Raw genomic sequence first — 18970 nt, 5'->3', positions numbered from 1 at the left:
CTAGCCCGCCTGTTCCAGTAGCCCTTGGTTCAGTTCAAGCAGCTCGGTCGTTTCCGCGCCGGAAAGAGGTTTGCCGAGAAGCGCACCTTGCCCGTGTGACACATTGAGATTGAGCAGCCGCTCGCGCTGCTCGTCCGTCTCGATGCCCTCGGCGACCACGCTGCAATTCAACGTCTGGGCCAATTGCGCCAACGACCGCACGATAAGATTGCTCTGAGCCGACTGCCCGAGTTGGCTCACGAACAACCGGTCGATCTTGATGCGATTGAACGGGAAGCTGACGAGATACGCGAGCGAGGAATACCCCGTACCGAAATCGTCCAGCGCAACCGAGGTGCCCATCGCCTTGAGCCGTTTCAACGACTGGATCGACTCCGGATCGTCTTGAAGCAGACTCAATTCCGAAACCTCGATCTCCAGTTCGAGACGACGTGCCGGAAGCCCGGTCATCTTGAGCGCTTTTTCGACCCGGTCGGCAATCGTACCCGAGCTGATTTGCAGCGACGGAAGGTTGATGCCGACGCGAATATCACCAGGCCACTTAGACGCCTGACGGCACGTTTCCGTAATCACCCAATTACCGATATTTTCGGCCAGACCGATGTCTTGCGCGATATTCATGAACTGGGACGGCGGAAGAAGTCCACGCAGCGGATGATGCCACCGCAGCAGACATTCAAAGCCCGTGATCTCGCCGGTCGCGAGCAGGCAGATGGGCTGATAGTAGAGTTCAAAACCGTCGTTGACGAGCGCAGTACGAAGCCCAAGTTCGATCAAGCGACGCTCATCCGCCGAGCGCTGCATATCCGCCTCGAAGATGCAGAAGCTGCCGCGTCCCGAGCCCTTGGCCGCATACATCGCAAGGTCAGCCTGCTTCAGCATACCATCGCTTTCGGCGCGGCATTCCGATGCCAGCGAAACGCCGACGCACGCGCCGACCTGCACCTTTTGCCCATCGAGCATGTAAGGCTCACTCAGCGACGCAACGAGCCGTTCGGCCAATGCACTAGCCGCCACCCGGTCCGCGATGTCGTGCGCGATGACTGCAAATTCGTCGCCACCGAGCCGCGCAACGAGATCGCCCTTCCGGATCGACTCCTCAATGCGCACCGCAGCTGTCTTTAGAAGATTGTCGCCGACGCCATGGCCAAGCGCGTCATTGACCGCCTTGAAGCGATCGAGGTCGATATAGAAAACGCCGTAGGTCCGGTCGGCACGCCGATCCGACCTGAGCGCCTCCAAACGCGCCATGAACGCCCGGCGATTGGCGATGCCCGTGAGCCCATCGGTCATCGCGACGCGTTCTGTTTCTTCACGCGCTTCGCTCAGGGCTCTGATTGTCGTCTTGAGTTCGTTGATGACCGCGGTGCGTTCCCGGAACATCCGGGCTTTCGTGACAATGAGACCGGCCAGAAAGAATTGGAAACTGAGCGTAAGAGCACCGACCAGAACGTAGTGCCCACCGAGAAAGAACAAGCATTTGATCGCAGTCGGCAGCAGGATGGTTGCCGAGTAGATCAGAGCCGCAGCCGGCACGGGTGAAAGGAGCGTGGCACCGCTCGCCGCCATGCCAACGACCAGAGCGAGAAGGACAAACTTGAGATCACCGGTCCAGACTTGATCCAGATAAACTGCAAGCAGGGTCCAAGGGAGAGCGAGAAGAACCGCGAAGACCAAAGCGCTGATCGCGCTCCGCCCGGTCTTTCCCGATTTTTTCAGCGGCGCGGACGGCACGCGCGACCGTTCGAAGGATCGGATGCCGATATAGAGGCACAGGCCGAGCGCGGTCACGGCCCAGAGCGCAAGCCCCGTATCCGATGTGTGCCCGCGAAACGCGAACACGGCGACACCCACGTTTATGCCGTAGCCGATCATGGCCACGGGCGTCGCGCGTGCCAAACTCTCAAGCTGGTCGCGATGAACGCGTGTCCAAGCCGCCCGAAGGCGGAAACGCAACAGTTCCGTCATAGGACCTCAGTACCCCTGAAGCCCTAAAAAATAGCCGCGAATAGCTTAACGATCGGCCATGACCCCGGCCGCAATTTGAAGAATTTTGCGTGAGACGCCTCCTTCTTTAGGTGGCAATTAGCTCCTCGATGGCACCTTCCCGCTCGGGCAGAGGCAAAAACCGAGTTGGTAATACCATTTAGCTGAAAATGCCTCCGAAAGGCCTCCCATCCCGCGACAGAGCGACACCGAGATGGGGTTTCAGCGGTTAAGGATGTCGCTCGCAACGGATTTGGGCCCAGCGCACGTTTTCAATGCAGGTCCGGAAAAGGTACGAGCCCCGAGCCTTTGGGACCCCCGTCGGCGACAACCTGCGGCAACTGAGAATTGATGGATTGACGGATAATGAAGCTGATGAAATCCGTTCTGACATTACTGGTCGTGGCGGCCATTGCCGGCGGCGCCTACTACGTAATGCAACAGAGCGGCCCCAATACCGCTCAGAAGGCCCGGGGCGGGTTCGCCGGGGCCGGCGGCCCTGTTTCCGTGATCGTGAAAGAGGCGCAACGCGCTAACGTGCCCGTCTATCTCGAAGGCGTCGGCTCGGTGAAAGCGTTGAACACCGCCACCGTCCGCGCCCAGGTCGACGGCCGGCTTGTATCCGTAAATTTCAAGGAAGGGCAGGACGTCAAGAAGGGCGACGTGCTCGCCAAGATCGACCCCGTAACCTATCAGGCGCAACTTGATCAGGCGGTCGCCAAACAGGCACTCGACGAAGCCTTGCTCGCCAACACCAAACGCGATCTCCAGCGCTTTGAAAAAGTCGGCACGCTCGCAATCTCCCAGCAGCAGATCGACACGCAAAAGGCGCTCATCAAGCAGCAGGAAGCGCAGATCAAATCCGATATCGCTGCCGTTGAGAACGCGACTGCCATCCTCGGATACACCACGATCGTCGCGCCGTTTGACGGCCGCACCGGCATCCGCATCGTAGACGAGGGCAATCTTGTGCACGCGGGAGACGCGGGTGGCATCGTTGTCATCACGCAGGTGCAGCCAATCAACGTGCTCTTCACCCTGCCCCAGCAGAACTTGCCGACGCTCACCAAGTCGGTCGGCTCGGGCAAGCTCCCGGCGCAAGCCCTCTCGACGGATGGCCGCAACGAGTTCGACTCCGGCTTCCTCGAAGTCATCGATAACCAGGTCGACCCGCAGACCGGCACCATTCGCCTGAAAGCGGAATTCGCGAACGCGCAGCGCCAGCTCTGGCCAGGTCAATTCGTCAACGTCCGCCTTCTCGTCGATACACTCAAGAACGTCGTCGTCGTGCCGACCGAGTCCGTTCAGCGCGGTCCGGACGGAACGTACGTCTACGTCGTCTCCGCGGAAAACCAGGTGGCGATCCGCCCGGTCAAGATCGAACGCCAGGATGACAAGGTCGCCGTCGTTGCCGAAGGTGTCTCACCCGGCGACCGCGTCGTGACGAGCGGCTTTGGCCGACTGAAGGACGGCGCCCGCGTGTCGATCAGCGATGGATCGGACGCTCTCCCGGCCAGCAGTTCGGCCGCGCCGCAGACACGGACAGGGAAAAACGAAACCGCGCCCGGCAATAGCGCGCTCGCCGCCAAAGACTCTGCGGACAGTTCCCTCGTCACCGGCTCAACAGCAATGAACGCCGCAGCGGCGTCGAAGAATGCTGCCGCGAGTGACGAAGCGAAACGCGGCCGGCGCAATCACCGCGATACCGCCAACGGCACATCGCCATGAGCGTCTCCACACCGTTTATCAAGCGGCCAATAGCGACTTCGCTCCTGGCCGTTGCGACGCTGCTCGGCGGCATTCTTGGCTATTTCTCGTTGCCGATCTCGTCGCTGCCTCAGGTCGATTTCCCAACGGTTGAGGTAACGACCGAGCTTCCAGGCGCCAGCCCCGATACAATGGCGAAGCTCGTGACTGCGTCTCTCGAACGCCAGTTCGGGCAGATCCAGTCGCTCCAGACGATGAACTCGACGAGTTCGTTCGGTCTCAGCTCCATTACGCTGCAGTTCGCGCTTGACCGCGATATCGATGCCGCCGCGCAGGACGTGCAGGCCGCCATCAACGCGGCCGGATCGACGCTGCCGAAGAACCTCCCCTATCCGCCGACGTATTCAAAGGTGAACCCCGCCGATACGCCGATCCTGACGCTCGCAATGACGTCCGACACCGTATCGCTGCGAACACTGTCTGACCTCGCCGATACGATCCTGACCCAGCGCATGAGTTCGGTATCGGGCGTCGGCCACGTATCGATCGAGGGCGGCCTGAAGCCCGCCATCCGCATTCAAGCCGATGTCCGCCGCTTGGCGAGCTACGGCCTGAGCATGGCCGATCTCAGCACCGCAATCAGCGCCGCGAACGTCGCCGGTCCAAAAGGCTCGCTCGACGGCGCGAAACAATCCTTCACGATTGCAGCCAACGACCAGATCAACAACGCGCATGCGTACGAAGACGTCATCATCGCCTATCGCAACAACGCGCCGGTCCGTCTGAAAGATGTGGCCCAAGTCACCGACGGCCTTGAGAACGCACGCGTCGGCGGATGGTACAACGGCAAGGAAGCCGTAATCGTCAACATTCAGCGCCAGCCCGGCGCGAACGTGATCGACACCGTCGCGCGGATCAAGGCCGAACTGCCACGCGTCGAGCGCAGCATGCCGTCCGGCGTCAATCTGCAGGTTGTCAGCGATCGTACGGGCACAATCCGCGCCTCCGTGCATGACGTGCAATTTACGCTGGTCCTCAGCGTCGCCCTCGTCGTGATGGTGGTCCTACTCTTTCTCCGCTCGATCCGGGCCACGATCATCGCTGGCGTCGCCCTTCCCGTATCGCTCATCGCCACCTTCGGCGTGATGTATTTCTGCGGTTTCAGCGTCGACAACCTCTCGCTGATGGCACTGACCATTGGCACCGGCTTCGTCGTCGATGACGCGATCGTCATGATCGAAAATATCGTGCGGCATATGGAGAAAGGCGAGAAGCCGCTCAAAGCCGCGCTCGAGGGCGCACGCGAAATCGGCTTCACCGTCATTTCGCTCACGGCTTCGCTCGTCGCCGTCTTCATCCCGCTTCTTTTCATGACCGGACTCGTCGGACGAATGTTCCACGAGTTCGCGTTGACGCTGACAATCGCTGTCGTCGTCTCAGCCATCGTGTCGCTCACGCTGACTCCGATGATGTGTTCGAAGCTTCTGCGCGCGGGCGGCCATGACGGCGGCGGACGGATTGGCCGTGAATTTGGCCGCTTCATGGATTGGGTCATCCGCGGCTACGGACGCTCGCTCGAATTCGTTCTGCGCCACCAGCCCGCAACGTTGGCCGTCGCTTTTCTGACGGTGGTGATCACCGTCTGGCTTTACGTCATCATGCCGAAAGGCTTTCTGCCCGATCAGGACACTGGCGCCATCACGGCCGTCGTCGAAGGCGAGCCGCAGATTTCCTTCACGGAAATGTCCCGCCTGCAGCGCGAAGTGGCGGCGATCGTCTCGGCCGACCCTGATGTGACGAGTGTCGCGTCCATCGTCGGCATCGGCCAGCTCAACGCAACTCAAAACGTCGGCAATCTCAAAATTCAGCTTCGTCCGCGCGCCGATCGCAAGGCAAACGTTACCGAAGTCATCGACCGGTTGAAGAACAACGTCACGTCGGTTGCCGGAACGATCGTTCACTTCCAGCCCGTACAAGACGTACAGATTTCGACGCAAGCGAGCCGAGCCCGCTATCAATATACGCTCGTCAGCACCGACGACGCGGAGGTCTCGGAATGGGCGAAGCGCTTGGTCGAAGCGCTTAAAACTTCGCCCCATCTGCGCAACGTGTCGTCAGAGGAAGTGGAAGGCGGATTGATCGCCCGCATCTCCGTTGATCGCGTTCTCGCCGGGCGTCTCGGCGTCACCATGGAGGCCGTCAACGATGCGCTGAACAACGCATTCGGCCAGCGCCAAGTCTCTACCATCTACGAACAGTCAAACCAGTATCGCGTCGTTCTTGAAGCGGCCGCCGAATATCGCAGCGATCCCTCGCGTCTGAACCGCCTTTACGTCCCCTCCAGCACGACTGGAACGCAAGTCCTGCTGATGTCGGTCGCGACCATGACGTACGAAACAGCGCCCCTTGCCATCAGCCACCAGGACCAGTTCCCGGCAATCACCCTCAGCTTCGATCTCGCTCCGAATTCATCGCTGAGCGATGCGCTCACGGCAATTGATGCGGCCAAAAAGGAAATCGAGCTGCCCGCAACGGTCACCGGCACGTTCTACGGCGATGCGGCGGAGTTTTCGAAATCGCTGCAAGGGCAGCCATGGCTGATCCTCGCCGCCATCATCACGATCTATATCGTCCTTGGCGTTCTATACGAGAGCTTGATCCACCCATTCACAATTCTCTCGACGCTCCCGTCGGCTGGCATCGGCGCAGCGATCGCACTCGAACTCACGGGCCAGGATTTGTCGTTCGTGGCACTCATCGGCATTATTTTGCTCATGGGCATCGTCAAAAAGAACGCGATCATGATGATCGACTTCGCACTCGACGCCGAACGCACGCGCGGATTGTCACCTCGCGAGTCCATCTTTGAAGCGGCGATGCTGCGCTTTCGACCGATCATGATGACGACGCTCGCCGCGCTTCTCGGCGCACTGCCGCTGGCAATCGAAAGCGGCACCGGCTCGGAGCTTCGCAATCCTCTCGGCATCACCATCGTCGGCGGATTGCTGCTGAGCCAATTGCTGACACTCTACACGACGCCCGTCATCTACCTGGCCATGGAACGCCTCCGCGACCGCATCACCGGCAACCGCCCACCGGCTGGAACAACGCCGGATCAGTCGCGCGTCAGCCGCCAGAGCAATTTCGAAGAGGCCGCCGAGTAGCGCCATGAACGTCTCGCGCATCTTCATCGAACGGCCGATTGGAACTGCGCTATTAGCGGTCGGGCTTTTTCTTGCGGGCGCAGTTGCGTACATTTTCCTGCCGACCGCGAGTATGCCCGCGATCGAGTTCCCAACCATTCGCGTGAACGTCTCACGGCCAGGCGCCGACCCCGCAACAATGGCCGCCAGCGTTGTCGCCCCACTCGAACGCCGCCTAGGCGAAATCGCGGGCGTGACCGAGATGACGTCGCAAAGTTCTCTCGGCTCAGCCGGCATCACGATCCAGTTCGATCTCAACCGCAGTGTTGATGGCGCCGGCCGCGACGTGCAGGCGGCGCTGAACGCTGCAACCGCTGATCTTCCTGGCGACCTACCGCAGGTTCCGACATTTCGAAAATACAATCCGTCCGCATCGCCCGTTCTCATCCTCGCATTGACTTCGAAAACGATGACGACGAGCGACATGTATGACACGGCCGACACCGTAATCGGCCAGCGCATTTCGCAAGTCGAAGGCGTAGCAGACGTGAACGTCAGCGGCGCCGATCAACCCGCAACCCGCATCGAGGTCGACCCCTCGCTGACCGCGCAAATGGGCGTCAGCCTGGAAGATGTGCGCGTAGCCGTTGATGCCGCGAACAATCTATCGCCGATCGGTTCCGTCGACAGCGACCGCCAGACGATCGTCCTCGAAAGCAACGCTCAGATGAGTAAGCCCGAGGACTACAAGGACATCATCGTCAAGAACACACCGAATGGCGACATCGTGCGCGTCGGAGATGTCGCGAAGGTCGTGCTGGCCACCCGCAATCGTCTTTCCTCAGCCAGCTTCAACGGCAAACCGGCAATCCTGCTGATCATCACGAAGAAGCCGGAAGCCAACGTGATCGAAACAGTCGATCGCGTGAAGGCCATGCTCCCGCTGCTCAAGGAATGGATTCCAGCCGGGATCGACATTTCCGTTCTCTCGGACCGGACCGGCACCATTCGCGCCTCCGTCCACGACATGCAATGGACGCTTGGCCTGACGATCATCCTCGTCATGACGGTGATCTTCGTCTTCCTCCGCCGCTCCACACCGATGATTGCCGCAGGAATTACCGTGCCGCTATCCCTCGCTGGAACATGCGCCGCGATGTGGGCGGCGGGCTATTCGATCAACAATCTGACGTTGATGGCCTTCGCCGTTGCGGTCGGCTTCGTCGTCGATGACGCGATCGTCATGATCGAGAACGTATACCGCAACATGGAACGCGGCATGAAGCCGATGGCGGCCGCGCTCGAAGGCTCGCGGCAGATCGGCTTCACCGTCATATCGATTTCCGTTTCCTTGATCGCTGCATTCATCCCGGTGTTGTTCATGACCGGCATCGCCGGTCGGCTGCTGCATGAATTCGCGATGACGCTGACATTCGCCATCGTGATATCCGCGATCGTTTCACTGACCGTCACGCCGATGATCTGCGCCCACTTCATGAAAGCGGGCACGGGCGAACAAAAGTATCTGATCGATCGTCTCTTCGAAGGCGCCCTCGCGAAGATCGTCGCCGCTTATGCATTCACACTTCGGATCGCGCTGCGCCACTTCGCTATTATGCTGGCCATCTTCGTCGCCACCATCGCGCTGACTGTTCACTTCTATAACGTGACGCCAAAAGGTTATCTGCCAGACGATGACACCGGCCTGATCCTGGGCGGAACAGAAGCCAGCGCCGATGTCTCGTTCGCCAAAATGGACGAGTTGCAGCGGCGTGCGATCGAAATCATTCTCGCCGATCCAGCCGTTGAGAACGTCGGCTCGTTCTTCGGAAGCGGCGGCCAAAACAGTACGCTCAATCAGGGTCGCGTGTTCATCGCGTTGAAGCCGCTCGCTGAGCGCAACAATCTTCCGACGGCCCAGATCATCGACCGGCTGCGCAAGCCGCTTGGAGAGGTTGTCGGCCTGTCGACACGCCTCTTCCCTGCGCGCGATATTCGCTCTGGCGCGCGCCAAGGCAAAGCGGATTACCAGTACACGCTTTGGTCATACGACGACAAACTCTACGACTGGGTTCCGAAAGCACTCGCCGCAGTTAAGACTGTGCCGGGCGTGGTCGACGTATCGTCTGACCGCGAGCAAGGCGGCCTGCAGCTAAATGTGACGATCGATCGAGACACCGCTTCGCGTCTCAAAGTGTCGATCAGCGATATCGACAACGCCCTCGATAACGCATTCTCCCAACGTCAGTTCTCAACGATCTATGGCGACCGCAACCAGTACAAGGTCATCATCGAGATCGATCCAAAACTGCAGCGTGAACCGAAGGATCTCGGAAAGATTTACGTGCCGAACGGAAATGGCGGGCTCGTTCCGCTTTCAAGCCTCGTTACCCTCAACGAAGGTGTGGCGCCGCTGGTGGTCAATCACCAAGGCCCATTCCCGGCAGTCACGATCAATTACAGCCTGAAACCTGGCGCGAACATCGACGAGACGCTGCAAGGCATTGAGCAAGCTCTTGCCGAACTCCACATGCCTGAATCGATCCGCAGTGAACCGGCTGGCGACGTGAAGGCATTTGCAGAGCAGGCACGCATGCAAGGTCTGCTCATCATATCGGCGCTGATCGCAATCTACATTGTCCTCGGCGTTCTCTACGAAAGCCTGGCGCATCCGCTCACGATCATCTCGACGCTTCCATCAGCGGGACTGGGCGCTCTTCTCGCGCTCCAATCCGCGAATATGGATCTCTCTGTGATTGCTCTGATCGGCGTCATCCTGCTGATCGGCATCGTTAAGAAGAACGGCATCATGATGGTCGATTTCGCGCTCGCTGCGGAGCGAGAACGCGGACTTTCGCCAAGGGACTCGATCTACGAAGCCTGCCTGCAGCGCTTCCGTCCGATCCTGATGACAACGCTCGCCGCGCTTCTCGGCGCCGTTCCGCTCGCCTTCGCGATCGGTCCAGGATCGGAAATCCGCAGGCCACTGGGCATTACGATCATCGGCGGCCTCGTCGTCTCGCAAATCTTGACGCTTTATACGACGCCGGTGATCTATCTGCTGCTGGAAAAACTCAAGGCACGCTTTGCCCGCCGGCGCGGCGAAGACACTCCGCCGGCCGTATCTGCCTGAGATAAAAAAGTGCAGTGCCCGCGATGACGAGCGAAGCTCAGAGTTTGCAGAGCGTCGCAGAACCGCGGCATTGCCAGCCGATCACATCCCCGGGGCCGCAACGATAGGCGCGCTTCCCGAACGAGTAGCCGGGCGTCGTCCCACTCGAGACATACGTGAAATAGATGTTCCAGTCCGTCGCCTGCAAAAGCGCAGCATCGACCTGGAACTTCGCCAAGTCTTCCGTCAGCGCATTGCCGACAGCCGCTTTTTTGAAGCACGACTTCGCTTCAGCCGGCGCCCCGGCGAGCGAAACCGCAGCGGCGGCCATCAGAGCCATCGAAACGCGTGTCATCGTCCGCATCGTCCCAACTCCATTCATTGCGTCGGGCCTATCCCAGAGGCGTGCAGCCAAGTCGTGGCTCTGCGATGGACGAAGGTCCGCCATCGCGTTCTGGGTTCCCGACCAAGACGACGGACCATACACACGTGCCTCGAACTTTTTCAGACGGCCGAAGCCCCGTCTCCCACTTTCATGTTCAAGCGTGGCGCGGGAAGCGCACTGCCGATCTCCCGGTGAGCACATCGGGAGACCTACAAGCGATCCCGAACTCGGCAATCGTCGAGGTACAAGCTCTTGCTGCAGCAACGCCTAAGGCGCTGCTATAATGTCGAAACGGATTGGCCGATCGACTTGGAAGCACGGATACACTGCGGAATGAATATCGATGTTTTTATCGTGGACGCATTTGCGGACAAACCTCTTTCAGGAAATCCAGCCGCTGTCTGCCCGCTGACTTCGTGGCTGCCACCAGAAACGATGCAGGCCATTGCAGCCGAGCTCAATCAATCCGAAACGGTCTTCTTCGTTCCGGAAGACGACGGCTTTCGTATCCGGTGGTTCACGCCAACCCGTGAGGTCGATCATATCGGTCACGCAACGCTAGCCGCCGGACATCTGATTCTCTCACGCTTGAATACAATGCTCGATGCCGTCCGCTTTCGCACGGGCGACGACTACATGCTTGTGTTGCGGGATGGCGATGGCGTGACATTGGATATGGCGGCCTTGCCTCCGGTTCCGTCGATCGTCACAGAAGCAATTGTTGCGGCTTTGGGGGCAACACCCAAGAAGGCTTTGGCCGCCAAACATCATCTGTTTGTCTTCGACCACCCACAGGATATTGCCGCGCTCAATCCCGACATGGCTGCGATCGCAAAACTCGACCTTCCTGCTGTTATCGTGACTGCACCGGGCGGCGAAGGATCAGATTTCGTGTCCCGCTTTTTTGCCCCGGCCAATGGCGTTCCGGAGGATTCGGTCTCCGGCGTCTCTCATTGCTGCTTGGCGCCGTATTGGGCAAAGCGTTTAGGACGCAGCCGCCTTATTGGACGACAGCTTTCAACACGTGGCGGCATCGTCGTATGCGAGGACCGCGGCCAGCGCGTTGTGCTGGGTGGAAAGGCAACGATTTCCCTCGAGGGGACACTTCACTTGCCGGGAGCGAAATCCGTTTAATCTCAGCCCAAAACGATCACGCGCCACTCTGCTCCTGGCAAAGCGGCGCGTAACACCTCGTTCCTAAAGCCCGCCACAGCACACTCAAATGGCGGACGACGGCTTACGTGACAGAAACGGTCACCGTTAGAAGTTGATCAAGGCACCCACAGTGAAGAGACTGAGATCCTGCAGATCGGTCAAAGACGGAGCGCCTGTCACGTCACCTTCATAACGCTGATACTTGAGATACGTTGTCATCGCAGCAGCGTCGATCTCTTGCGCAATACCACCGCCATAACGGGTCAACTTGCTTGAGGTCGCACCGCGCGCGAGAGCAGCAGGCCCCATCTGATCCAGATATTCCGCGTAGTCACCATAGATGATGGTCGCGCCGAGCGAGTTCCACTTCTGCCGGATACCGCTCTTGATGTACCAATGCTTGCCGTCAGAGACTTGCATGCCGTTCAGAAGCAATTGCTTGCTGTTATTGTCCTCATATCCATAGGCACCATGGAGGAAGAGGCCGGTGGCGACGTGCTCTACGTAAGCACCTGCCTGGAAGTATGAGGTGTCTTTCTGAGTCAGAACACGCGGCCCGGTTACTTTCGCATCGCTAGAATGAGAATAGCCGACCCCAAGAGATAGCTTGAAACCGTTATGTACTCCGGCATAGCGAGCAGCAACTTCCCAAATATCATCCTCGCCCCAACTCACAGCTGCCGTAAATCCGCCGAACGCCGGCAAATCGTAGCGCACGCCATTCATAACGATGCCGGTGCAGTCGCCGCCGAATGGCAAGTTCTGATAGTAACAGAAGCCAAGGTTGCCCCACGTTACCGGAGGCGTCAGGTTATCGCCGCTCCGAAGGTAAAACTGCGGAAACCCGGCCAAGAACGTGTAGTTGTCGATGATGGCGGTACCGGATTGGTCCGTACCCATCGCCGCACTTTTCGCGGCGTGCGCAAGGCGGCCAACGCTAAGTTTGCCAAGGTCCTTGCTCTGCAAATACCAGAACGACATCTGGACGTTCAATCCAGCGTCGTAGTTCGAGCTATTCTGATTGATCGCAGCGCCACCGGGGCCCGCGCCGAACGCATTACCACCAAGATCCTGGATGCGCATCATGTAACCCGCAGTCCAGCCCGGAGCGATGACGGCTTGCCCGTTGAGCTTGAAATGCGACGCCTGCGTCGGACCAAGTCCGTGGATATAGGTATTTGTCTCGCGGCCATCATCCCAGAATGTGATTTCTTGGGCGATGTATCCCGAGATCGTCAGCGAAACTTTGCGGTTACCTTTTCGAGCCGTCGTCGCCTCGAGCTCGGCTATGCGTTCCTCCAGGTCGGCGCAGCAGTTGCCACCGAGATCTGCGGCCCGTGCTGGAGCGTCAAAGCTTGTAGCGGCGACTGCGAAAACCGCAGCGAGCGCCACCTTCCAATAGAGTTTATCTGTTGCCACGGAACCCGTCCCCCAAGCATTCTTTTTGAGTCGTTCTTATTTCGACGCAGATACACTGAGGGGCAGTCGCCCGACGCTACAATTATTATATAGATGAATTTGAATATTTATTGAGGGACTGTTGCACGGGAGCCTCAAGGTTCCGCCGCCGCCGTGCTCTTCGTGACAATTTTCGAAAGAAAACGTAAACGGCAACGCCGCAAGTACGCTGAATTCACTCAGCCCACCGCCTATTTGCAGCACGCGAGATGGGCTTCAGCCACTTACCCGCTCAACGGCATATGCCGCGCAATCAATAAATGAAATTGGCCGGAACTGGTCCGGCGCAGCATCGGGATGTGATTCGTACGAACGGGCCGAAAACGGCGGATGCGCTGAACCCGTCAGCGCATCCAAAAACCAGTCCGCTTGATGTCGTAAAGTAGGCTCTCCTACTCTACGCCGCCCTTATTGGCGCCATCTTCTTTGTCGTCGCTATTCTCCGGCGTCACGTCCAAAACCGCGGCATGCGCCGAGATCTTTGCCTTATCCGGCTTGCAATTCGACATGCACGGCTCTTCGTTCTTCACGTAGTTCGGCTCGGACAAGCGATCATCGTCGATGAAATTCTTTTCATTCGGCAGATGGATCGACGTGAAGTTTTTGTCTGACAGCTCGAAGTTTTCGTCTTGAATGACGTCATTGAGTTGCAGCAGGAAAGCCGTCAACGCATAGACATCGTCATTCGAAAGCGACCGCGCGTTCCCGAACGGCATAGCCCGACGCACGTAGTCATAAACGGTCGAGAGATACGGCCAATACGAACCTATCGTTTTCAACGGCCGCTCGGCCGTGAGCGTTCCGGCGCCGCCCGCGAGAGGTGGCCAACGCCCGGTCGCCTCACCGAAATCGCCATGACACACGGCACAATGGTCGCCGTAAATCTGCTCGCCTTGTGCCGCCGTTCCCTTGCCCTTTGGCAGACCGACTCCATCGGGACGTATGTCAATGTCCCAAGCAGCGATCTCATCCTCAGTCGCGAGCCGGCCAAGCTGGTGCGTCGACACCTTGGTCACTTGTTCCGTCGTAGAGGACGCATCCTTCTTCGACGTCGCAGCGACCTTCTTCGTATCTGCCGCGTTTACGCCAGACACAACGCCAAATGCAGCAAGAGCAGTGACGGCAAATAGAACCTTAAGTGACTTCGACATTTTCGATCACTCCGTCAGGCCCGACGTGCCACGTCTGAATGCCGTTATTGTGATAAATAGAGTTTGCACCGCGCACTGCCCGCAGCGCTTCCTTCGTAGGCTGAACATATCCAGCCTCGTCAATTGCGCGCGACTGCAGGAACAGTTCCGATCCGTCCCAATCGAACTCGTAGTAGAAGCGATGCAGCGCCATGCTCAAACTTGGACCGTCGATCCGCGCCGTGTTCCAGTTGCGACCGCCATCGATCGACACGTCCACCCGCTTGATCGTTCCGTTACCCGACCACGCGAGCCCCGTTAGGACAAGAGGACCCTTGCCGTGCTTGATCGGAGCTTGCGGGCTGGGATTGGTGATGACGGATTTGACATCCATCCCCCAAGTGAAACGACGCGCCTTTCCGTTCGGCAAAAGATCCGTGTACTTCGATGTTTCTTCGCGATGGTGCCACGGCTCATCACCGAGCTCGAGCCTGCGCAGCCACTTGACCCACATGTTCCCTTCCCAACCAGGAACACAGAGACGGAGCGGATAGCCTTGCTCGGGGCGCAGCGCTTCGCCGTTCATTGCGAATGCCACGAGACAATCGTCGAGTGCTTTTTCCATAGGAATGGATCGCGTCATAGCCGACGCGTCAGCACCTTCAGCCAAAAGCCATTTTGCGTTGGTCTTGACTCCCGCAGCAGCGAGGATGTGCTTCAATGGAACGCCCGTGTACATGACACAGTGGATCATGCCGTGCGTAAACTGACATCCATTGAGCTGTGAACCTCGCCACTCCATTCCGGAGTTCGCGGCACATTCCAGGAAGTAGACCTTATTCTCGCGCGGGAAGCGCATAAGATCCGCCATTGTGAATACGAGCGGCTTCTCAACCAGCCCATGGATCATCAAGCGGTGGCTCTCACGCGGGATCTTGGCGATACCGCCGTGGTGACGCTCGAAGCACAATCCATTCGGCGTGATGATGCCGTCCAATTCGTGCAGCGGCGTAAAGTTGATCGACGAAATCGGATCCGCCGTAAGCCAAGGCACGCTCTTGCGAACAACGCCCTTTTCGAACTCGGATGGCTTGCCATACGGATAGGCGTCTACACCCTCGCCGAGGGCACTATTCCAGTCCTGGATCTCGGTTATAAGCGGATCACCTGCAGCTCGCGCGCCGCCGGCGGCAGCAGCAGTTGCTGCTGCTGCCGCCGCCATGCTGCCCGCGCCGGCGCCAAGGAGGAAACGTCGCCGGCTAGCTGGCTTGGAAACAGGGTCTGTATTCTTTTCCTCAGGCATGGGACTCCCCTAATTGCGAGAGTGATATATATTCATATTTTTCTATATATCAAGCCAAACTCGTAACGCCAACACTAAATTATCGTCAATTTCAGTGTTTAATTTTCACGCTCCGGTTCTCCGCGAGCTGCACCGTTGGATTTCTCTTGAGGTGCTCCTCTACGACATCCCAAATCGGCGGACCCTCAGTCGCCTGATTGACGGAAGCCCACCCGGCAACGACATAATTCTTTGTCGGTTCAATTGCCTCGCCCGTTTTCAACAAGACCATATCGGATATACGGCTTCCCATTTCGCCCTCGGGGACAATCGAGTAGCCCATCCCACCGACGCGAACCATGTCGCCGCCCTGCTGATAGTAGGGGTCCTTATGGAAGAGATTGTCGGCCACATCCTCCAGAATATCCCGGAGCTGTTGACCACTCATCGTGGAGCGATAAGCGGAGGGGTAAGTCATTGCGCAGGAGTTGTGCAAATCCTCGACCGTTATCTTTGCACCTGGGAGAACCGAGGTGCCCCAACGGAAGCCAGGAGAAAGCGCAATATCCGCTTCCCGAACGTCAAGCAAAGCCTGGCAGATCAAATCGTCGATCGTACCGTTGAAGTTGCCGCGGCGATAAAGAAGCGTATCGGCTGTCGCCAGCTCGCGTTTGAGTTCAGATTCGTAGGGAGCGCGCAAATCCGCGACCAGTTTCGTCATGGCGGCATCTTGCGCGATGACGTCAGAAAAAACGGGAATCAATCTGTATCGAAAACCGGCAACGCCATCTTTTCCGACATCGAGATCCAACCGGCTAACGAACTTCCCGTGAGACCCCGATGCGATCAGCAGTGTCTTTCCGACTTTGACCGGCTCCGGCAACGCATCATGCGTATGGCCGGTTAGAATGACGTCGATACCCGGGACGCGGGACGCGACGGCGCGATCGACATCGAATCCGTTATGCGACAGCAAGACAACGAGCGAAGCGCCTTCGGCCCGGGCGGCTTTAACGTTGGCAACGATTTCTTCTTCACGAATCCCGAACGACCAATCCGGGAACATCCAACGCGGGTTCGCAACCGGGGTATAGGGAAACGCCTGACCGATGACGGCAATCCGCACGCCACCCTTCTCGAACATCTTGTAGGCCTTGAACGCCGGCTCGTTCCACTCGGCGTCGTAGATGTTTCCACCGAGAAATGGAAACGGCAGCGAGTCGACGATTTCCTTAACTCGGGCGGTGCCATAGGTGAATTCCCAATGCCCCGTCATGGCATCGGGTTTGAGCGCGTTCATGGCATCCACCATGTCCTGCCCTTTGGTCTTCAGTGACGTGTAGCTGCCTTGCCACGTATCGCCACCATCCAGCAGCAGCATGTTATCGCCGCGTGCTGAACGGATCGAATTGACGATCGTTGCAATGCGGTCCATGCCGCCCATGCGCCCATACGCACTTGCGAGCGAGGTAAAATCGTCAGATGTCAAAGCGTAAGCTTGCGGCGTCCCCGGCTCGATATTGTACAGCTTGAGGAAGTCCGCGCCGCTGACGTGCGGCGGCAGCCCCGCCACGCTTCCAACACCGAGATTCACCGATGGCTCCCGGAAGTGCATCGGCATCAACTGCCCGTGGATATCGGTGATATGCACGAGCGTTACGTTGCCGAACGACTGGAAGTCCAGAAGGTCACTCTGGCTCAGCGCCTGCCGACTAGCGGCACGCGCCCAATTACTCGAGAGCCCGGTTCCGGCAAGCGCCGATAGCGCAGTCGTTGCTGCAAGAAACTCACGTCGAGAGATCATAAATTCTGCTTTCAGCTCAAGACATCTCGTTGCCGGAGCAAACCGACAAACCGAAAACTAAGATACCGATGCCAAGCGTTGCCTAGTGGCGAACGGCCGGCGTCTCTACCGATAGACCGGTGCCTCGAGACGTCACGTAGACCTCGAGCGCCAACAACTCGTCGGACATCCCGTCAGGCATGTTTGCCCGAGAGTCACGGATGCATCCGCGAAACCGTTCGTGCGCCGAAACCATTGAGCCCGGTTGAAAGCGATACGTCGGAAACCCGTTGATCTGACCCTGGCTGAGGTAGTCAGCGCGGATATGCTTCCCGAAGCCGACTTCGTGGCAAGAGGCGCAATTAAAATTGAGCTGACCGGTGCGCAGGTAAAAGCGATCTTTGCCCTTCTCCCACCAAGTCTTCATTTCTCCATCATCAAGGTTCAGCGAAATCGGCTGACCCATGGCTTGATGTTTGATGAAAGCGGTAAGAGCGATCTGCTGGGGCGCATTATACGCGTAGGGCTCGGCTCCCATATTGTCGACGCGGCAAGCATTGATCTGCCCTTCGACGTTTATGGGTTTGTTGGTTTTCTTGTCCCACTTAGGATAATGCGCACCAACATTCTTCATGCTTTCCGGAGCGTCATTGTGACAGGACGCACACGACTTCCCAGCCGTGCCCTCCACTTTGCCCCAAAGAGATTCGCCCTCTTCCACGGCAAGCATGCCTGGATTCTGGAATGCATCCGCCTGCATCTTCCGAGTTTCCGGCTCGCGATAAAGCCAACCCGAAACGACCTCATCGAACGGAAGACCATCAATCGCCTTCGCGCGCGTGATGATCTCGACGCCGTCTATTTCGAGTTTCTCATCAGCAGGATCACCTGATGCCGAGACTGCGCCAATCAGACAGGCGAAAGCCGTGGCTCCAATCGTGAAAATTTTCCGCACACGGATCTCCCCGTTCTATCTAGCGGCGACACAGATGTCGGCGGTGCATGCAAGAGGTCACTTAACTTCGATTTTTTGTTCATCCGAATAGGAGGAGCCGTCGTCGTCCATCCAGATGAATTTGAAGGTTCCGCTTTGGGAAACCTTGACGCCAAATTCGAAATACGGATTCGACGAAACAGCGGGATGAACGTCGCAGGAAAAGACCTGCTGCCCATTAAATTCCGCGATGAATTTATTGATGATATGCCGAGGGATCAGCTTCCCATCTTTGTCTTTCCGCTGACCGGATTCCATATCGTGGCTGATTAGCGTCTTGACGATAACCACTTCCCCGGCCGTTGCAGTTTTTTGAACTTTTACGCGCGGCTTTGGCGTTGCCATTGCATTTTCTCCCTGGAATTTTAATTAGCCGCCGCAGCCGCCGATGGTGACCTTGACAAGCTTTTTGTCCATGTACACGGAGCCGTCTGCCATTTTGGCGATAGCGATGACGTTCTGTGTTTTCGCGAGGCGTATGCGCGTCGTTGCAGCAGCAGTACCCAGCGCAGTAAAATTGAACGTGGCAACGCTCGGGAACGGATTCGCGTCCGCGACAAGCATCACGGATTGAACCAAATCGCCGTCGGTCATCTTGCTATCTACAGAGACCGACACAGGAACGGTGTTTCCGTTCTCCGCAATTTCGGGAACAGTGAGCGTAACTTTACCGGCCGCCGGAGTTTTGCCCCCGGTAAACGTGTTAATTTCCTTATCCAATAGGTCATCGGCCATGGATGGGGAAATCGCACCGAGCCCTCCCAACGCGACGACGGTCGCGCCGGCGGTGCAATACATAAGAGCTTGCCGTCGACTGAGATTCATTATGTCCTCC

At 58.1% G+C, this 18970-nt stretch carries 13 protein-coding genes; 4 read left to right on the top strand and 9 right to left on the bottom strand.

The genetic code is table 11. From position 1 onward, the window contains the following. Complete coding sequence (locus DLM45_RS14565) at window positions 1–1968, bottom strand: putative bifunctional diguanylate cyclase/phosphodiesterase (RefSeq protein ID WP_181337807.1); 1968 nt, start codon at window positions 1966–1968, stop codon at window positions 1–3. Between the two features lie 384 nt (window positions 1969–2352). Between DLM45_RS14565 and DLM45_RS14560 the strand changes: the two genes are divergently transcribed. The 3 genes from DLM45_RS14560 to DLM45_RS14550 are packed head-to-tail and all read left to right on the top strand — an operon-like array spanning window position 2353 to window position 9969. Continuing rightward, entirely contained in the window at window positions 2353–3714 is a 1362-nt protein-coding gene (locus tag DLM45_RS14560) for an efflux RND transporter periplasmic adaptor subunit (RefSeq protein ID WP_181337806.1), read from the top strand. Further along, window positions 3711–6857, top strand: coding sequence for an efflux RND transporter permease subunit (locus tag DLM45_RS14555; protein WP_181337804.1), 3147 nt, complete (start codon window positions 3711–3713; stop codon window positions 6855–6857). Before DLM45_RS14560 ends, DLM45_RS14555 begins: the two co-directional genes overlap by 4 nt. Before the next feature lie 4 nt (window positions 6858–6861). After that, entirely contained in the window at window positions 6862–9969 is a 3108-nt protein-coding gene (locus tag DLM45_RS14550) for an efflux RND transporter permease subunit (RefSeq protein ID WP_181337802.1), read from the top strand. Between the two features lie 37 nt (window positions 9970–10006). Here DLM45_RS14550 and DLM45_RS14545 read toward each other — a convergent pair whose 3' ends face one another. Continuing rightward, window positions 10007–10312 (bottom strand): hypothetical protein, encoded by a 306-nt coding sequence (locus tag DLM45_RS14545; protein WP_181337797.1) that lies wholly within the window; start codon window positions 10310–10312, stop codon window positions 10007–10009. A 354-nt stretch (window positions 10313–10666) separates the two neighbouring features. On the opposite strand from DLM45_RS14545, the gene DLM45_RS14540 reads away from it, so the two are divergent. Beyond that, window positions 10667–11467, top strand: coding sequence for a PhzF family phenazine biosynthesis protein (locus DLM45_RS14540; RefSeq protein ID WP_181337796.1), 801 nt, complete (start codon window positions 10667–10669; stop codon window positions 11465–11467). A 126-nt stretch (window positions 11468–11593) separates the two neighbouring features. Here DLM45_RS14540 and DLM45_RS14535 read toward each other — a convergent pair whose 3' ends face one another. From DLM45_RS14535 to soxY, 7 genes are all read right to left on the bottom strand, one after another. Next, on the bottom strand, window positions 11594–12907 hold the full coding sequence (locus DLM45_RS14535) for a porin (RefSeq protein WP_343062319.1): 1314 nt from the start codon (window positions 12905–12907) through the stop codon (window positions 11594–11596). 431 nt (window positions 12908–13338) lie between these two features. Beyond that, window positions 13339–14097 (bottom strand): c-type cytochrome, encoded by a 759-nt coding sequence (locus DLM45_RS14530; RefSeq protein ID WP_181337794.1) that lies wholly within the window; start codon window positions 14095–14097, stop codon window positions 13339–13341. Beyond that, window positions 14081–15298 carry a sulfite dehydrogenase gene (gene soxC / locus DLM45_RS14525; protein ID WP_246317657.1) on the bottom strand — a complete coding sequence of 406 codons (1218 nt, stop codon included), beginning with the start codon at window positions 15296–15298 and terminating at the stop codon, window positions 14081–14083. The genes DLM45_RS14530 and soxC overlap by 17 nt, the downstream gene beginning before the upstream one ends. A gap of 172 nt (window positions 15299–15470) precedes the next feature. Beyond that, on the bottom strand, window positions 15471–17162 hold the full coding sequence (soxB, locus tag DLM45_RS14520; protein WP_181337791.1) for a thiosulfohydrolase SoxB: 1692 nt from the start codon (window positions 17160–17162) through the stop codon (window positions 15471–15473). 82 nt (window positions 17163–17244) lie between these two features. Beyond that, window positions 17245–18096 carry a sulfur oxidation c-type cytochrome SoxA gene (gene soxA / locus DLM45_RS14515; protein WP_181337787.1) on the bottom strand — a complete coding sequence of 284 codons (852 nt, stop codon included), beginning with the start codon at window positions 18094–18096 and terminating at the stop codon, window positions 17245–17247. 57 nt (window positions 18097–18153) lie between these two features. Further along, window positions 18154–18480, bottom strand: coding sequence for a thiosulfate oxidation carrier complex protein SoxZ (gene soxZ / locus DLM45_RS14510; RefSeq protein WP_181337782.1), 327 nt, complete (start codon window positions 18478–18480; stop codon window positions 18154–18156). A 24-nt stretch (window positions 18481–18504) separates the two neighbouring features. Then, a complete protein-coding gene (gene soxY / locus DLM45_RS14505) occupies window positions 18505–18960 on the bottom strand; it encodes a thiosulfate oxidation carrier protein SoxY (protein ID WP_181337780.1) in 456 nt (151 codons plus the stop codon). Between the last annotated feature and the right edge of the window lie 10 nt (window positions 18961–18970).

It is taken from the genome of Hyphomicrobium methylovorum (genome assembly GCF_013626205.1).
Classification (GTDB): domain Bacteria; phylum Pseudomonadota; class Alphaproteobacteria; order Rhizobiales; family Hyphomicrobiaceae; genus Hyphomicrobium_B; species Hyphomicrobium_B methylovorum.
This window is presented reverse-complemented; position numbering and strand designations above follow the sequence as displayed.